At 60.5% G+C, this 16049-nt stretch carries 17 protein-coding genes; 8 read left to right on the top strand and 9 right to left on the bottom strand.

Annotation, left to right across the window (positions count from 1 at the left end; all coding sequences use genetic code 11):
- The 4 genes from FJ943_RS20245 to FJ943_RS20260 form a co-directional block, all read right to left on the bottom strand.
- Positions 1-229 (bottom strand): hypothetical protein (locus FJ943_RS20245; protein ID WP_140724216.1); only part of this gene is annotated, 229 nt, incomplete at its 3' end.
- Positions 216-1652 carry a type II and III secretion system protein family protein gene (locus FJ943_RS20250; protein ID WP_140724219.1) on the bottom strand — a complete coding sequence of 479 codons (1437 nt, stop codon included), beginning with the start codon at positions 1650-1652 and terminating at the stop codon, positions 216-218. The genes FJ943_RS20250 and FJ943_RS20245, both read right to left, overlap by 14 nt.
- 53 nt (positions 1653-1705) lie before the next feature.
- Positions 1706-2746, bottom strand: coding sequence for a Flp pilus assembly protein CpaB (gene cpaB / locus FJ943_RS20255; RefSeq protein WP_140724222.1), 1041 nt, complete (start codon positions 2744-2746; stop codon positions 1706-1708).
- A gap of 93 nt (positions 2747-2839) precedes the next feature.
- A complete protein-coding gene (locus FJ943_RS20260; protein ID WP_140724225.1) occupies positions 2840-3055 on the bottom strand; it encodes a Flp family type IVb pilin in 216 nt (71 codons plus the stop codon).
- A gap of 541 nt (positions 3056-3596) precedes the next feature.
- Between FJ943_RS20260 and FJ943_RS20265 the strand changes: the two genes are divergently transcribed.
- From FJ943_RS20265 to FJ943_RS20295, 7 genes are all read left to right on the top strand, one after another.
- Positions 3597-4985, top strand: a complete 1389-nt coding sequence (locus tag FJ943_RS20265) for a CpaF family protein (RefSeq protein ID WP_140724228.1) — start codon at positions 3597-3599, stop codon at positions 4983-4985.
- A complete protein-coding gene (locus FJ943_RS20270; RefSeq protein WP_140724231.1) occupies positions 4985-5953 on the top strand; it encodes a type II secretion system F family protein in 969 nt (322 codons plus the stop codon). Before FJ943_RS20265 ends, FJ943_RS20270 begins: the two co-directional genes overlap by 1 nt.
- An 18-nt stretch (positions 5954-5971) precedes the next feature.
- On the top strand, positions 5972-6922 hold the full coding sequence (locus FJ943_RS20275) for a type II secretion system F family protein (RefSeq protein WP_140724234.1): 951 nt from the start codon (positions 5972-5974) through the stop codon (positions 6920-6922).
- Positions 6923-6976: 54 nt separating this feature from the next.
- Positions 6977-7537 (top strand): tetratricopeptide repeat protein, encoded by a 561-nt coding sequence (locus FJ943_RS20280; protein ID WP_140724237.1) that lies wholly within the window; start codon positions 6977-6979, stop codon positions 7535-7537.
- A gap of 1 nt (position 7538) precedes the next feature.
- Positions 7539-8078: a prepilin peptidase gene (locus FJ943_RS20285; RefSeq protein WP_140724240.1), complete on the top strand. Its 540-nt coding sequence runs from the start codon at positions 7539-7541 to the stop codon at positions 8076-8078.
- A gap of 245 nt (positions 8079-8323) precedes the next feature.
- Complete coding sequence (locus FJ943_RS20290) at positions 8324-8626, top strand: hypothetical protein (protein WP_140724243.1); 303 nt, start codon at positions 8324-8326, stop codon at positions 8624-8626.
- A gap of 368 nt (positions 8627-8994) precedes the next feature.
- The gene (locus FJ943_RS20295) at positions 8995-9489 is read left to right on the top strand and encodes a hypothetical protein (protein ID WP_140724246.1); all 495 of its coding nucleotides are present in this window, start codon (positions 8995-8997) and stop codon (positions 9487-9489) included.
- Positions 9490-9556: 67 nt separating this feature from the next.
- Here FJ943_RS20295 and FJ943_RS20300 read toward each other — a convergent pair whose 3' ends face one another.
- Complete coding sequence (locus FJ943_RS20300; RefSeq protein ID WP_140724249.1) at positions 9557-11668, bottom strand: catalase; 2112 nt, start codon at positions 11666-11668, stop codon at positions 9557-9559.
- A gap of 291 nt (positions 11669-11959) precedes the next feature.
- Here FJ943_RS20300 and FJ943_RS20305 point away from each other — a divergent pair, with 291 nt between their 5' ends.
- Positions 11960-12523: a sigma-70 family RNA polymerase sigma factor gene (locus FJ943_RS20305; protein WP_015319164.1), complete on the top strand. Its 564-nt coding sequence runs from the start codon at positions 11960-11962 to the stop codon at positions 12521-12523.
- On the opposite strand, the gene FJ943_RS20310 is transcribed toward FJ943_RS20305, so the two are convergent.
- From FJ943_RS20310 to FJ943_RS20325, 4 genes are all read right to left on the bottom strand, one after another.
- The gene (locus FJ943_RS20310; RefSeq protein ID WP_015319163.1) at positions 12524-12700 is read right to left on the bottom strand and encodes a hypothetical protein; all 177 of its coding nucleotides are present in this window, start codon (positions 12698-12700) and stop codon (positions 12524-12526) included.
- Between the two features lie 33 nt (positions 12701-12733).
- On the bottom strand, positions 12734-13909 hold the full coding sequence (locus FJ943_RS20315) for a class I SAM-dependent methyltransferase (RefSeq protein ID WP_246671910.1): 1176 nt from the start codon (positions 13907-13909) through the stop codon (positions 12734-12736).
- A gap of 70 nt (positions 13910-13979) precedes the next feature.
- Positions 13980-14972, bottom strand: a complete 993-nt coding sequence (locus tag FJ943_RS20320) for a GNAT family N-acetyltransferase (RefSeq protein ID WP_140724252.1) — start codon at positions 14970-14972, stop codon at positions 13980-13982.
- Positions 14969-15844 carry a glycosyltransferase gene (locus FJ943_RS20325; protein WP_246671911.1) on the bottom strand — a complete coding sequence of 292 codons (876 nt, stop codon included), beginning with the start codon at positions 15842-15844 and terminating at the stop codon, positions 14969-14971. Before FJ943_RS20325 ends, FJ943_RS20320 begins: the two co-directional genes overlap by 4 nt.
- Positions 15845-16049 lie beyond the last annotated feature (205 nt).

Below are 16049 nucleotides of genomic sequence, written 5' to 3' on the forward strand. Positions count from 1 at the left end.
GCGGATATTTGTAGTTATGCGCAACAGCGGCGGCGCGCGTGCCATCGCCTTCGATATGCGTATTCCTCGAGGCCGGATTGAGCGGGTCGACCGTCTGCAGCATAGAGTTGAATTTCTGCGTGTCGCCGGCGGCCAATGTCACCGAGTCATAGTGGTTCAGATAGTCCGCGGCACAGCCCGAAAGCGACCCGGTGCACAGGATGAGGATCAAGGCGCTATTTCTTGACATAGAGCATCTTGTCCTTCGATTTGAAGTCCAGCATGTGGCCGTAGGGGCCGGTGACGCCGTCGCCCGTTTCATATTTGCGGATCATGTCTTTGTTCACTTCGAGCTGGCCGAGCACGAAGAATTCCGGGTCGTTGGCGGGCCGCGTCTTGTCGAAAGGTGTCGCCAGCTGCTCGCCGGGCTTCACCGGCCGCACGATATGCGGCGTGACGACGACGACGAGTTCGGTCTCTTCTTTCTGGCTGCTCGAATTGCGGAACAGCGTGCCGATCACAGGCACCTGGCCGAGCCACGGCACCTGGTCCTGAAGCTTGGTGGTCTTGCTGGACAGAAGCCCGCCGACCGCGAAACTCTGGCCGTCGCGCAGTTCGACGACGGTTTCCAGCTTGCGGTTGGTGAAGATCGGGTCGCCGGCGGTGGTGAAGCCGGTCAGGTCGCTGACCTCCGGCGCCAGCTGGATGTGAATCTTGTCGTCGGCGAGCACCACCGGCGTGAACAGGAGATTGACGCCGAATTGCTTGTACTCGATCTGGACCTCGCCGTTCTTGTCGACGCTGCGGATAGGCACCTGCCCGCCCGCGTTGAAGCTGGCGGGTTCGCCGGAAAGCGTGGTGAGATTGGGCTCCGCCAACGTGCGCACCACGCCTTTGGCCTCCAGCGCCTCGATGATCAGGTCGACCTTGATGTTGCTGTCGATAACGCGGGTGATCAGTGCTGCAAACGGATTGGTGTTCGACAGCAGGCCGGTGACTAGATCTGCTGCCGGATTTGCCACCACGCCATCTTGATCGACGGCCGCAATGCCAGTGCCGGTGCGGGTCGTTCCCCTGCTGTTCTTGGTCCTGATCGATACGCCGAGATCGCGTCCGGCGTTGCGCTTGGCTTCCAGCACGCGCACTTCAAGATTGACCTGCTGGCTGTCATCGACCGTGACGGCATTGATGATGGCGTCGGGCCCGTATTGCTGGGCAACTTCCATGATGGCCGCCAGCGTCGCGCCGTCCTTGACATGACCGCCAAGCCGCACCCTGCCGTTGACCGAGCCGATTTCTATCCGCGACCTCGGCGAAACCTGACGGATCGCCGCCGCCATGTCGCTGACATCCACGCCGACCTCGATCTGGATGACGCCGAGCGAACGTTTGTCCGTGGAAAAGAGATTGACCGTGGTGGTGCCGGCGCCCTTGCCGATGACATAGAGTGTGCGGTCGGTCATCGGCTGCGCATCGGCGATCTTCTCGTCGCCGACGACGATGTCGCCGAGATTGGCATTCACCTGGATTGTCACCGATTGCGACATCGGCAGGAAAACACGATGGACGCTGGGGTTCGACACATCGATGAAACGGTCGGCCGCATCGGCAACAACGCTCGACAGCAACGCCGCTAGCGCGGCAGCCGCCATCCCTAACCAAAACCCCTTCATCCCCGTCTCCCCAATGGCTGCCGGTGGCAGCCCTATTCAATCGCGCACTTTTTCTATGGCTGTCGCGGCACGTCATAGGTCTCGAGCTTCACGCCCCGGAAAACCCCGACCGTGGCGCGTGCAGGCGGCTCCGGCTGCACATATTTGATCACTTCCTTGACGACGTCCTTGGCCGGCGGGGCCGGGACCGCCACGGGAATCGGCTTGGCCTTGCCCAACTCGTCAAGCCGGCTTCCGACGCGCTCCACGGCCTGGGCGAGCCCGGCAATCTTGTCGTCGGCGCGCTTGCGCTCGGCTTCCGCCAATGCGTCCGCGGCCGCTTTCTTGTCGAGTTCGGCCTGCCGCTTGGCGACGTCTTCGGGCATTTCGCCGGTCAGGTCGGAAAGCGTCACCCGCTCGGTGACCTCGCCCTTGCTGGCCGCCGCCTGGCGAAGTGCCAGCGACAACTGGCCGGCCCCCGCAGCAAGCGTCAGCTTCTGGGCATCCTTGGTGCTGGCCTCCAGCGTTACCGCCTTCACCACGGTCGGGCTGTCTTTGCTTTCGTCAGCGACTTGGTCGACCGCGAGCACCTTCATACTCTGCAACAGCACGTCGACGAAACTCTTGTCCGCGCCGTCACCATCGCGCACCGTGCGCGTCAGCAACACATCGACACGATCACCCGGGAAGACAAAGCCGGCGACGCCAAGCACGTCGTTGACCCGGATAGAGACAGCTTTCATCCCTTCGCCGAGCACCGCTGAGAGCGTGGCGCGCTGGCCTGGACCGGTGATCTTGCTGGCGAGTATCGGTTCGTTGACGCCGATTGTTTGGAGGGCTTGTCTTGCACCTTCGCCAGCCAGCGCTTCCTTCGCCGTCTTGAACGCGCCTGTCGGAATCGCGCCTGCCGGCCATGCGATTTCGCGCAGCTTGTCGACCGAAAGCGCGTCGCCAAATTTCAACGGCACCGCCGCCACGACGACCGTGTCACGCTGGACTCCGTTCGCCTCCGCCATGGCGCTGCGTTGTCCGGCCAGCCAGATGTTGGCCAGAACCACCGCCAGGACACCGAAAACGCCGGCGAGGACGATCATGATAAGTGTGTTGGCGCGCATGCCCCAAGCCTCAAGCCTCAATGCGGGATTCGCCCGCTGCGATCGGATTCGGACCCGGCTCGAAACGAGCCGGGCCCGAATGTAGTCAGCCGATCAGGTGCCGACGCCCGTAGCTGCGACGCAGCTGCCAACCCCCGCGCCGAGGGCGGTGCAGAGGTTGGTGAACCGGGCGTTCACCCAGTGGCCGATGGCGATGACAGTCAGAATCGATGCAACGGCGATAATGCCGATAAGGATGGAATATTCGACCATGGCAGCGCCGTTTTCATCGTCGCGGAACTGCCGGGTCATCGTCATGAGCTTCTTCATGTCAATTTCTCCCTTTGGAGGTTTGAACCCGACGAGACAGAGCCAAGGATGAACTCCATACCCAAGCATCCCCCGTCATCTCGATCCTAGGTCCCGAGAAATTGCAGAGTCAAACGGGATTAACGGTTCCTTAACTTCGCAATACATGGAATTTCGAACTGAGAGTGCCTCCAATTTTCAGCAAGAGCTTGATTCGTCTAATTTTTCAAGCGCCCTTAACCATTCGTTCACAATTATGCATGCGCCCTAATGGAACTACAGCTAATTTAGCAATACGGCATACTCCTTTATATCTAAGGGGTTATAGCCAGATATGGAGTGGATTGCGACGTTAGAGCACCCAAGCACCAAAGGGCGCTCTGGACGCTTATTCACTCAGTCATGGTTGGCAGCGCGGGACCCATAATAAAAACGATATTTTTCGAGTGCGCTTCTTAACTATGTTGAAAGTATTGGCGGTACGTGAGGCGCCCCGGCGCTTGTGCGTCGCGTGGTTAACGTTTAGTTTCCGCTAATATGCGCTGGAGGGGTATAAGGGATTATGCTGGGGCGGTTTATCAAGGGACCAAGCGAGCAGCAGGTCGCAACAAAGGCTGAGCCGCTGACTGTGCCGCCTGCCGCTTCGGCCCTTTCTCCGACAGTCGAAATCGAATCGCATGCCAACGATTTTCTGACGCTCAAGGTTGATCTTCATCGGCATCTTATCGATCGATTCAATCTGACGGCTCTGGAAAATGCTTCCAAGGACGAGATCCTGAATGAGATCCGCCCCATCGTGCGCGAGTTCGTTCGAAATCGAAATGTGCCGTTGAATGCACGCGAACTCGATCAGCTGACCAGCGACACGGCAGATGAGATGCTGGGGCTTGGGCCGATCGAACCGCTGCTCAAGGACGATTCGATCACAGACATCATGATCAATACCCACAAGCGGGTTTTCATCGAGCGGCACGGCTTGGTCGAAGAGACGGCCATCCGGTTTCGTGATGAGGCGCATCTGCTGCGCGTCATCAACAAGATAGTCTCGAATATTGGGCGTCGGGTCGATGAATCGTCGCCGATGGTTGATGCCCGCCTGGATGACGGCTCACGTGTCAACATCGCGGTGCGGCCTATCTCGGTCGATGGCCCGCTGGTATCGATCCGCAAGTTCTCCAAGAACCCCTATTCCCTCGAGCGTTTGATGGCATTCAATTCGATCCGGCCGCCGATGATCGAGCTGCTGCGGATCGCCGTCCAGGCACGGAAATCGATCCTGGTTTCGGGCGGCACCGGCAGCGGCAAGACGACGTTGCTCAATGCCTTGTCGAGCTACATACCCTCGAAAGAACGACTGATCACCATCGAGGATGCGGCCGAACTGCAATTGCAGCAGCCGCATGTCGGCCGGCTGGAGACGCGGCCACCCAATGTCGAGGGGAGGGGCGAGGTTCGCCAGCGCGAATTGCTGAAGAACGCGTTGCGCATGCGGCCGGACCGCATCATCGTCGGCGAGGTGCGCGGCGAGGAAGCCTTCGACATGCTGCAGGCGATGAACACCGGCCATGAGGGCTCGATGACCACAATCCATGCCAACACGCCGCGCGACGCGATCTCGCGGCTCGAACAGATGGTCGGCATGGCCGGCATGCCGATGACGCATGATTCAATCCGGGCACAGATCGCCTCGGCCATCGACATCATCGTCCAGACACAGCGTCTTTCGGACGGCGGCCGGCGTGTCACCTCCATATCGGAGCTGACTGGCATGGAGGGTAATGTCGTCCAGCTTCAGGAAATCTATCATTTCGTCCGCCGTGAGGTCACAGCCGAGGGCAAGGTCGTCGGAGACTTCCGCGCAACGGGTGTCCGTCCGCGTTTCGCTCCGGAGGCTGCGACGCTTGGCCATCATTTTGCCAAGGACGCCTTCAGCCCGCAGGTCGCCCTCTGATGCCGACCGGTCAAGCTCTACTGTACTTCATCTACATGCTAGCGGCGGCTTCGGTCATTCTCGCCGGCGAAGCCCTGTATCTTTCATTTGCCGGCCGCCGCTCCCGGTCTCTAGCAGTTAATCGCCGATTGAAGCGGCTCGCTGGCGACGTCCCGGCCGAACAGACGTTACAGGGATTGCTGCGAGAGCGCGGGCTCACGGACTCGGGCGATTTTCTTTTCGGTATGGTCTGGTTGAACAGGCTCTATACCCAGTCCGGTATCACCGGAAATCCGTTGACCTTCGCCGCAACATTTCTGCTTGCAGGGCTGGCGATGGCGTTGCTGCTGGTAATCTTCAATTTTTCTGCCTTGCCGTCGCTCATTGTCTTTCTGGTCTTGGGGCTTGTCCTGCCGCTGCTCGTTCTCCGGCGTGCCCGCAACAAGCGAATCCGGAAGTTCGCCAAACAGCTGCCGGATGCGCTGGACATGATTGTTCGCTCGCTGCGCGCCGGACATCCCGCTTCGGTCGCGATCGGTCTTGTGGGGCGCGAGATGCCGGATCCGCTCGGTACCGAGTTCGGTATCGTCTCCGACGAGATCACCTTTGGCCTCAGCATCGAGCAGGCCGTGCGAAAGCTTTCGCAGCGTGTCGGCTTCGATGGCCTTCAGCTGCTGTCGGTATCGCTGTCGATCCAGGCTAAGACGGGCGGCAATTTGACCGAAATTCTGGCTAATCTTTCCTCGGTTATGCGTGAACGGCAGAAATTGCGGATGAAAATCAGGGCACTTTCGGCCGAAGGTCGTGTCTCCGCGTGGATCATCTCCTTGTTCCCTATTGTGATGTTCTTCGCACTTCAAATCCTTGCCCCAGCCTATTACGGCGCCGTCTGGGGCAATCCGCTCATCTTCCCGATATTCCTGATTTTTGGGTTGTGGGCGCTGCTTGGCGATTTCATCATGTACCGGATGGTTACTTTCGATTTTTGACTGGGGCGACGAACAAAATTGTTTTCGAACATTCAGGACCTGGGCTTGTTGGTGTCGATTGCCGTCTTTGTGGCGGCGGTGTCCTTCTTCCTGTTCGGTGCGCTTGTCTTCCTGCCGGCTTTGCAGACACGAAAGCTCGTCGCGCAGAGCCTGATGGGCGAAGGGATTACAGACCGCCGATCGATGCTCGGACAAGACCAGCTTGCCAAGCTTGCCGCGCAACGGCCGGTCGAGGCATACTTCAAGTCGGTCGAGAAGGAGCGGGAAGAGCCAAACGCCTTGGAAGCGAAGCTGTTTCGCGCCGGCTTCTATAAATCGAGCGCACCGCTGATTTATACGCTGTCCCGCCTTGTCGCGGTATGCGTTGGTTTTCTGGCAATGTATGCAATCCTGTCGCGGGTTCTGCCGCCGCAGCTGCCAGGTTTCATCACCCTTGCTGGTTCTGCCCTGTTCGGCCTCGCCTGCATGGTGGTTCCCTCCATTCTGCTCGACCGTTTCGAAAACAGCCAGAAACAGATATATCGTAGAGCTTTCCCCGACTTCATGGACATGATGATCACTTGCGCCGATGCCGGCATGAGCCTGGAGGGGGCAGTCGAACGCGTCAGCCATGAAATGGCCGCCACCCACAAATGGCTGGGAATACAGCTGTCGATCATGAATTTGCAACTGCGCGCTGGCAAGCCGCTGCGAGAGGCGTTGCGCGAACTCTCGGACCGCATTGGCCTTGATGAGGCGAGGGCGCTGGCCGTGCTGTTCCGGCAGTCTGAGGAACTTGGCACCAGCCTCACCGACGCTTTGCGTGTTTATAGCGCGGAGATGCGTGGGCAACGAATCCTGAGTGCCGAGGAGCGGGCCAATTCTCTTCCCGTCAAAATGATGATCCCGTTGGGGTTGTGCATCTTCCCGGTCGTCATGATGGTCATCATGTTGCCGGTGATAATTCGGATGAAGGGCATTTTCTTCTAAATGGGTATATGCTTTGATTCTAAAATAGAGTCGCAGGACTCTTGGGGGATAAAAATGACAGGGCCAACGCGCCTCGCAACCGTCGTCGCTGCCAGTCTGTTGTTGGCGGCGCTTGCCGGATGCCAGACAAACGGTGCGGACACCACTGGTGGGGTCGTGCGCACCAACGAACCCTCGAAAGGCGACGTGACGTCGTTTGGCGACGCCTTCGACGGATTGAAGACCGTCAGCGACGTCGAATATTACGTCTCGGACCAGGCGGTCGCGGAGGCCAAGAACCAGTTCCGCGCCGAAAACTACGGCAATTCCGGCGCCTTGTTCTTCAAGGCGACGCAGTTGGCGCCCAATGACGGCGGCGCCTGGATGGGTTTGGCCGCTTCATGCGACCGCATCCACCGCTTCGACCTTGCCGACCGCGCCTATGGGCGCGCGTTCAAGCTGATGGGGCCGTCGCCCGAATATTACAACAATGTCGGCTATTCCGATCTGCTGCGCGGCAAGCTGCAGGATGCACGCAGCAATTTCCTCAGGGCCTATGAACTGGCGCCCAACGATCCGACAGTCGCCAACAATCTAAAGCTGCTGTCGTCGAGCGTGCAGAACATCGAGCGCTAACATGCTGCTGACCGAAGCGATAGTGCTCAAGATCCTGGCTGCGGCCCTGCTCGCACGGATTGCCTGGCTCGACTTCACCACCCAGAGAATATCCAACCGCGACGTGCTGCTGCTGCTCTGCCTGGGACTTGGATCGCTCCTGCTTTTGTCGCTTCAATCCAGGTCCTGGTGGGATATGGGCTTGAGCGCGATGGCCGGCCTGTTGCTGTTTCTGGCGCTCTTCCCATTCTGGTTGCTGCGCAAGATCGGTGCCGGCGACGTCAAGCTGCTGGCGGTCGTGCCGCTTTTGATCGGCGGTAGTGGCCTGACGGTATTTTCGCTGCTGCTGCTGGTTTTCGCGCTCGCCACGGCCCTGGTCGTGAAGAACCCGCTCCTGCTGCCTCAAAGTGCCTTCCGCGTCTACGTCCAGCATCTCGATGAGAGGGGTGTGGTGCCTTTCGGCGTGCCGATCTCGGCCGCCGCAATCTGCACGATAGCGCTCCAGATCTACTGGAGTTTTGTCCTGGCCAACAGCTCTGGTATCCTCGGCCAGCTCAACTAATCCATCGTCGCCATGTGCATGGGAAGATCGTTTGGGGCTGGTGATCCCGTCCGAACGGACTCTGCCGTTCCTGTCAACTGACAGGCCCACCGCCGCCCCCTGCAAGCAAACCCAGGCGTGCCGAAAGCGTTCGCATCGGCACAAGAACCCATCCATGAGAATTTGGCTGAAGAGCGTTTCACTCGGAACATATCCGGGAAAGACAGGTTTGGTGGAAGCAGTACACAACCAAAGGAGATGCTCCGATGATCACCAAACTTCTCTCCGCAACCGTGCTTACGGTCGCTCTGGCCACGTCGGCCATGGCACAGTCGAACGGCACCGGTTCAGGCTCGACGTCCGGCGCCACCAGTGGCGGCACCACGACCGGCACTGGCGTCGGCACAGGCTCCGGTGCGACGACCACGCCCGCCGACCCGAGCACGACAAATTCGACAACCAAGTCGAACGGCATGACCGACCGTTGCAAGGATGCCGCGGGCAACGACATCGACAACAACACCGCCACCGGCAACACGACGTCGAACATGCAGAACTGCAACAAATGAGCCACTGGCTCGGAGCGCCGCCCGAAGTCGTTCTTCTCCCTGGGGGCGACTGATCGGGCGGTGTTCTTGCTGCAGGGGCGCCGATGAGCCGCGATGGCGTCAGGCAACGCCGTCCGCTCGATCGGGTTGGCAGGCGCGTGCCGGACCTGCATTCCTTCGTCACAAGAAATCGTGACATGCTGGAAAACGCCCGCCGGGCGCCTTGCGGGAGAACCGGTTCACCAAGACCAGTCACGCAAGATCATGGACGGTTCCGGAGGCCGGCAAGCTGGTTCCGGTAGGTCGCTGGACATCAGGTATGTTCAGGCGTGGTGGAACATCGGCGATCAACTGTCGTTGACACGCTCGTGAGAGAAAGGACACCGTCCATGTCAAAATTCCAGGCTGCCACTCCGGATCGTCTGCGGCAACTCAGGCTTGAAGCGTCGGCTTACTTCACCCCGATGATGCTGCACGAGGCATTGCTGCGCCTTTCCCATGCCTGCGGCGATGAAAGCCTTGGGCGGTTCGAGAAGGCCATGGTCGATCAGATAGAGGCGACGAAGGACGATCGGCCGGATTTCGAAACGATCAAGGAATTCGCGATCGAGCAGCTTTATGCCTTGATCCGCGAAGCCAATGAGTCACCAAAGAAGAAACAGCCGCTGGAGAAGATGGATACACGCAGGACGCCCGGCCGCTCCGAAGAACCGCGGACGCTCGAGGATCAACTGCAGGCCGGGTTGGAGGATTCTTTTCCGGCAAGCGACCCTCCGGCGGTGGTGTCCACGGCAATTCCAGGCGGAGCAAAGAAGCTGGTCGGGACCGACGAGGTCCTGAAACAGCAGCGAGAACAGGCCGCCAGAGAGGCCCACCAACCATAGGGCCTAGGCATGGCTGCATACCGGCCTTGCAGCCATGCGCCGGTGTGACAGCGCATGGCTCTCCGCATCAAAGCTTGACGGCGGTCTCCCGTGCCCACAGCCGCAGTTTGCGGCACGCCTCTATAAACGTCTTCACGGAACCTGCGGTATCAAGCCCGATCAGCCCCTCATCGGCATCGGGAGCTACGCCCGCCTTGGCCAGGAGAGGTTGGGCCGCCGCTGTGAAGCCGATGAATTTGCAATGCGCGAACGCATCCGACACGAAGTCCCTCGCGGCCGCCTCGTCGAGCAGCATCTCGGCACCCTCCTCGGAGAGGAGCAGCACCACGGCGTCAAACAACACAGACGGGCCGCCGTCGATCATGTGTCTGGCCTCGATGTGAGTGCCGTCAGCCGCGTCGACGCCGCCCACCTTGGGCGCGATCACCTCCATCACGGCCCCTTCCGTTTCGATGGCGGAACGGAGCTCTTCGAACAGCCCTGTGTCGGTTCCATTGCTAAGCAAGACGCCGACTTTGCGGCCCTTGAAACTGTCAGGCCCGTTCTCGATGATGCTGAGCGCCGGCGAAGGCGGCAGGTCGTCGCGCGTCGGAACGGCTGCCTCCGCGGGGTCGGGCATATTCCGAATGCCAAGCTTGTCGGCGACGGTGGTCGCCAGGGTTTCGTCGATGTTCAGCAGATGCGAAACCATGCGTTCGCGGATCGCCGGTGCCTGGACCTTGCTCAATTCGAAGGTCAGCGCCATGGCGATGTGGCGCTGCTCCGGCGGTGTCTGGCTGTTGAAGAATTGCCGGGCCTGGCTGTAGTGATCGGCGAAGCTTTCCGCGCGCAGACGCACCTTCTGCCCGTCCTCGGCATCGGCGAAGGAACGGAAGCCGCGTTGCGGATCCTCGCGCGGTCCCAGCCCCCATGAATTCGGTTCATAGTTGGCGCGACCGACCGGATTGCGCATAGCCATGTGTCCGTCCTGTTGGAAATGGGCGAACGGGCACTTCGGCGCATTGATCGGAAGATGGGTAAAGTTCGGGCTGCCCAGCCGTTTCAACTGGGTATCGAGATAGGAGAAGTTGCGGCCCTGCAGAAGCGGATCGTTGGAGAAGTCAATTCCGGGCGGCACATTCTGCGTCATGAAGGCAACCTGCTCGGTCTCCGCGAAGAAATTATCCGGCATCCGGTCAAGCACCAGCCGCCCGACCGGGATCGGTTCGAGCACCTCTTCAGGAATGATCTTGGTTGCGTCCAGAATGTCGAAGTCGAAGCTGTCGGCAAACGCCTGATCGAACAATTGCACCGTCAACTCCCACTCCGGGAAATTGCCGGACTGGATGGCGTCCCATAGATCGCGACGGTGAAAGTCTGGATCGGCGCCATTGATCTTGACCGCCTCATTCCAGACCACCGATTGCATGCCGAGCTTTGGCTTCCAAATGAATTTGACGAAGGTGGATTCGTCTTTCGCGTTGACCAGGCGGAACGTGTGGACGCCAAAGCCCTGCATGAAGCGGAAGGAGCGCGGGATCGCGCGATCCGACATGATCCACATCACCATGTGCATCGATTCCGGCATCAGGCTGATGAAGTCCCAGAAATTATCGTGAGCGGTCTGGGCTTGAGGAAAGGCCCGGTCCGGCTCCTGTTTGGCGGCATGGATCAGGTCGGGAAACTTGATCGCGTCCTGGATGAAGAAGACCGGGATATTGTTGCCGACCAGATCCCAATTGCCTTCCCTGGTGTAGAGCTTGACCGCGAAGCCGCGGACGTCGCGGGCGAGATCGAACGAGCCCTTGTTGCCGGCAACCGTCGAGAAGCGCACGAAAGCCGGTGTCTTTTCGCCGGCCCTCTGGAAAATATCGGCACGTGTGTATTTGGCCAGAGACTCGTAGGTCTCGAAGTAACCATGCGCGCCATAGCCCCGGGCATGTACGACCCTTTCGGGAATGCGTTCGTGGTCGAAGTGGAAAATCTTCTCCCGAAAATGAGAGTCCTCGATCAGCGCTGGTCCGCGTTCGCCGATCCGCAATGTGTTTTGATCGTCGGAGACGGGTGTTCCGAGCGCCGTGGTCAGAGTGGGCGTCTCACCCCCGGCGATCTGGTGCAATTCCCCGCCGTTTCCGCGCGCGCTATCCGGTTCCTGTCCACTTGCCGATTGGCGAGCGGAGCGACGGGCGGATTTGGCCATGACATACCTCGTTTTGATGCCGGAGGGGGGTGGAAGTACTCAGGAGGTCAAACTGCCGGTGCGCGGCTTTGTTCCCGTGAAAGAACCGCTGTGCGCGCGTGCATCGCCCAAGGCGCCATCCCTATCGCGGCGACGGCATGGGCCGATTGGGTAAGATGCCCCCGCTGCGCGGAATTTCTGAAGAGTTGTCTTCAGCGCGAGGAACGAACCAAACTTCCATGCATTTAGCAGGGGCTGCGTTCATACACTCTTCTTCTGGGAGCTGGACCATTGTCATCCGGAGGCTACATTTTGGCCGACCAAGAAACCAATGAAGTTTCCATCGTTGAGCTCATACCCGCCATGCGGGCTTTCGCGCGCACCTTCTGCCGCGTCCCCGACGATGCCGACGATCTGGTACAGGAGACACTGACCAAGGGTCTCGCCAACATCGACAAGTTCGAACCCGGCACACGCATGAAGTCGTGGCTCTTCACCATCATGCGCAACACGTACTACACCCGGGTCAAGATCGCTGCCCGGGAAGCGCCAGGCCTGCTCGACTGCGCGTCGTCCCGACCGATTTCGGAAGCCACCCAGGAATGGAGCGTTCAAAGCAAGGAAGTCCACGCCGCCATACAAAAGTTGCCGGAACACCAACGCGAGGTTCTGATGCTGATTGGCGTTCTGGGGGTGAGTTATGAAGAAACGGCCGAGATATGCGGCTGCGCGGTGGGGACGGTAAAAAGTCGGCTGAACCGTGCCCGCGCCAATATTCTCGAGTTGCTTGGGGAGAGTTCGTTGCAGACACTAATCGAAAGACGAAATCATCTATCGGATGGTCAACTCGATATGGAGGGTGACAGCCGCAGATAATCAGTTCTGCACGTCACGTCGACGTTTCTCAACCAGCGCGTTTTGCAACTCCATGGCCAGCCTGGTTAGCCGGTCTGGAATTTTTTCCTGCTCTATGGCGTCCAGGAGAGAAGTGATCTCCTGATCCATGGCCAGACCGAATTGCGGGTCCGCGGTATCGTCGCTCGAGTGAGACATCCATATTCTCTTGATAACCAGCAGTCCCTGACTTTAGTGTGGTGACAAACGCCGGACATTACAAGGCGATGTCCGCCGCCGGCAGTGTTGCCGCCAATCCTTGCACAGCTTTATTTCCTTGGCCTTACGCTGCAGGCAAAGGACATGGGGTGACGGCGTTCTTCGGCGCCTGGTCGGCGGCATGATCCTGATATTGATCGGACTTGACGAGATTGCAGTCCAGCCCGCGCTCATCGCCGTGCTGTTCCCGCAGCCGATCTTTCTTGCCGCGGGTGCCATGATTTCCTCCTTCGGGTCGGTGCCGATCTTCGGCGCCTCTGGTTCGACGTCCGAACTGGCGGCGCGCAGTAATGTTCCGCCGCCACGAGCCAGTAGGAAAGCCTCGCCATCCCATGACCGAAACGGCTTCTCGCCATTGATGACGACCCGCATTTGGTGAGCTTCCGCCAGGCGGCCGACATCGGCGCGGTCCCACGAAAGCGATCCGCGATAGGAATAGTTCAGCAAGGCGAGCCAGCCAGGCCGTTTCAGAACGCGTGCGATCTCATCGAAATGCCGCTCGGCCATGCCGGCCAGAACCAGATAAGGAAAGCTGTCAACCGCCAGCACGCAATCGAAACTGCCGTCGTCGAATTCGCTCAAATCGAGACCGGAGGTTTGCCGCAACTCGACGTTGCCCAGCGCGGCGCACCGCTCGGAGGCGATGGAGATCATCCGCGAGGATATGTCGATGCCGATCATGCGGTTGAAGGAGTTGGAAAGCGCATGCTCGAAACGGCCGATGCCACAACCAATGTCCAGAATATCCCGGCGGGTTCCGGAGAAGTCCTGCTGCTTGAGCCAGGCGACGACTTCGTCGGTCGTGGCCGAGAGCCTTTCCTCATCCCCTAGGGATGCGAGCTGGACACTTGCTGTCTCCGAAATCGCTGCCGCCGCATCGAAGCTCGAGGCCAGCCGCGTGACGACGGCGGCACCGGTCTCCCCGTCGTCGCGTGTGTGCCGAACGGCCGCTCCCGTCGCTCGCAATGTGGCAAAGATATCTGGCTTGCGGCGAAGCAACCCGGCTACCTCTTGCAGCCTTTCCGCGTCTCGCGCATTCATCGGAACGATATCCAGCACGATCTTTGCCAGTTCCGCCGCCCTGATCCCAGTCTGCAGGTGAAGCGCCAGCCTGGCGACGACTGCTTCGGCGCAGACACCATCCGCCATGCAGTCTTCAACAGCCGATCTGATCGTAGTGCGGCGCGGAGCGGATTTTGGCTTGGTTGCAGGCATGGTATCAACTCCGCGTCCAGACCCTGCGCATCGTCCACCTGTCGATGGCGCCCCAGCCATATTTGTACGCTTCCTGGCCGCGCAGGAAATCGAACTCGCGCGCACCTTCGCGGATCGATTCCGCGATCGCGTGGCCGATCAGGATCGCCCCTGGGCTCTCTTCGGCATAGGCGGGGTCGAAGCCCCCGAGATAGGCATAGGCACGACCGCGATGGTGGAAGCCGTAATAGGCCCCGACCGTCCTGCCATCGAGTGCCAAAAGCCAGCATCGGACCAGGCCGCGAGCGTCGAGCAAGGGAAGTGAGCGCCTGTGGAATTCCTCTGCAGCCGCGTCGGCCAACACGCCACCTCCGTGTCCGGCCCAGCGCGTGTCGTGCAGGCGGATCAACTGATCGAGGAAGGTTTGAGGATCGCCTCGTGCCGACGACAACGCGATCCGGCCGCGTCTGGATGCGGCCTGCCGCGCCCGCCGCAACTGGCGCCGGCGCCGGGAGGGTACACAGCCTGCAAGGGTATCGTCTCCGGCGATGGCGAGCACGGGGCAAGCACCATGAGCGGCTGGCCGCCCCGCCTTCAGATCGGGATGCGCAATCGCAAGACCGGCGCCGCCTTCCGGCAAATCCGACAGGATCCACTGCGACCAGCCGACCGAGAGGATCTTTTCGGCAACAATGGCCGCGACCTGGTTTTCGACGCCGGGAACACACAGGATATCCAGATAGTCGCTGAGCGAAATGCCGACCGGAAGAAGTTTCGAGCCGGCGGTCCCGTGCTCCAGATAAAGCGGCGCCAGCCCTATCAGTTCGCTTCCGCGCCAGACCGCGACCGTCGCCAGGTCGCCGGGCCCGAATGTGCGCCACCATGGCACCAGCCACGCAGGAGATTGAAACGGCGTCGCCGAGGAACTCTGCTCCCACAGTCCCCACCAATCCGCCGCAAGCGCATCGAATTGCGCCGGATCATCGATGATCTCGCCGCGCAACACAGACTTGCTCACGGTGTGACGGCGAGGCGCCCGGCATCGGTGCCAAGTCGTGCCAATGCTTGATAGGCATCCATGTAAGACGAGATCATTCGCTCCAGCGAGAACCGCCGTCGCGCCTCGGCGCGGCATGTCTCGACGTCCAGGCTTGACGCCGCAACGATGGCTTGTGCCATCTCGTCGACCGTATTGACGAGAAAACCGGTCTTGCCGTGCTCAATCACGTCCGGAAGCGCACCATTCGGAAAGGCGATCACCGGTGTGCCGCAGGCCAGCGCCTCCATGGCGACGAGGGAGCTGGTCTCGGCGGCAAGGCTCGGGATGACCAGACAGCGCGCTGCGTTGAGAAAGCGTCGCTTGGCGGTGAAACCGAGCGGACCAAGAAAGCGGCGGCGGCCGTCGAGGCGAGGTTGGACCTCGTCGCGAAAGTAACGCGTGTGCGTTTCATAGGGATAGACCTTACCGCCGACGACCAGCGGCACCCCTGCCTGCTTGGCCGCGTCCAGCGCCAGGTGGATGCCCTTTTCCGGGCAGATGCGGCTCAGGACCAGTGCGAAGTCGCGCTTTGGCTGCGGCAGGCTGAGCGCCTCTATGTCTACTCCATTCGGAATTGGCGGGGCCAGTTTGGCGCCGGGTAGCGCGGTTTTCTGCTGGGCGGCCGAGACTGCATGAAGCCACAGGTCGTCGCGCGTCGGCTGCAAGGCCCCGGCCGGATACCAGTCCAGCGGCAGGTGAAGGGTCACCAAGGTCGGGCCATCGTCGGGCAGATAGGCATCGAAATCGATGCCATGCAGATGAACCACATCGATCGGCCACCTGGCGCGGGCAGCGGCGATCGCGGTTCGATGAGCCTGTTGCGCGCGGCTCTTCGCCACCTCGTCGAGCACGCCGCCTTCCGCTGGCGTTTCCACAAGCGTGCCGCTCGCGCTGGAGCCCCGGCAGCCGACGACGATAGACCGATGACCCGCGCCGACCAGTGCCCGATCGAGCATCGACAGGACCTGTTCGGCACCCCCGACCGCATCCGGTCCGACAGGCGCGAGGGGATAGGCGACGTTGAGGACGGTGAGCGTCATGGCCGGCCGAGCCATG

The organism is Mesorhizobium sp. B2-3-10, from assembly GCF_006442275.1.
Lineage (GTDB): Bacteria > Pseudomonadota > Alphaproteobacteria > Rhizobiales > Rhizobiaceae > Mesorhizobium > Mesorhizobium australicum.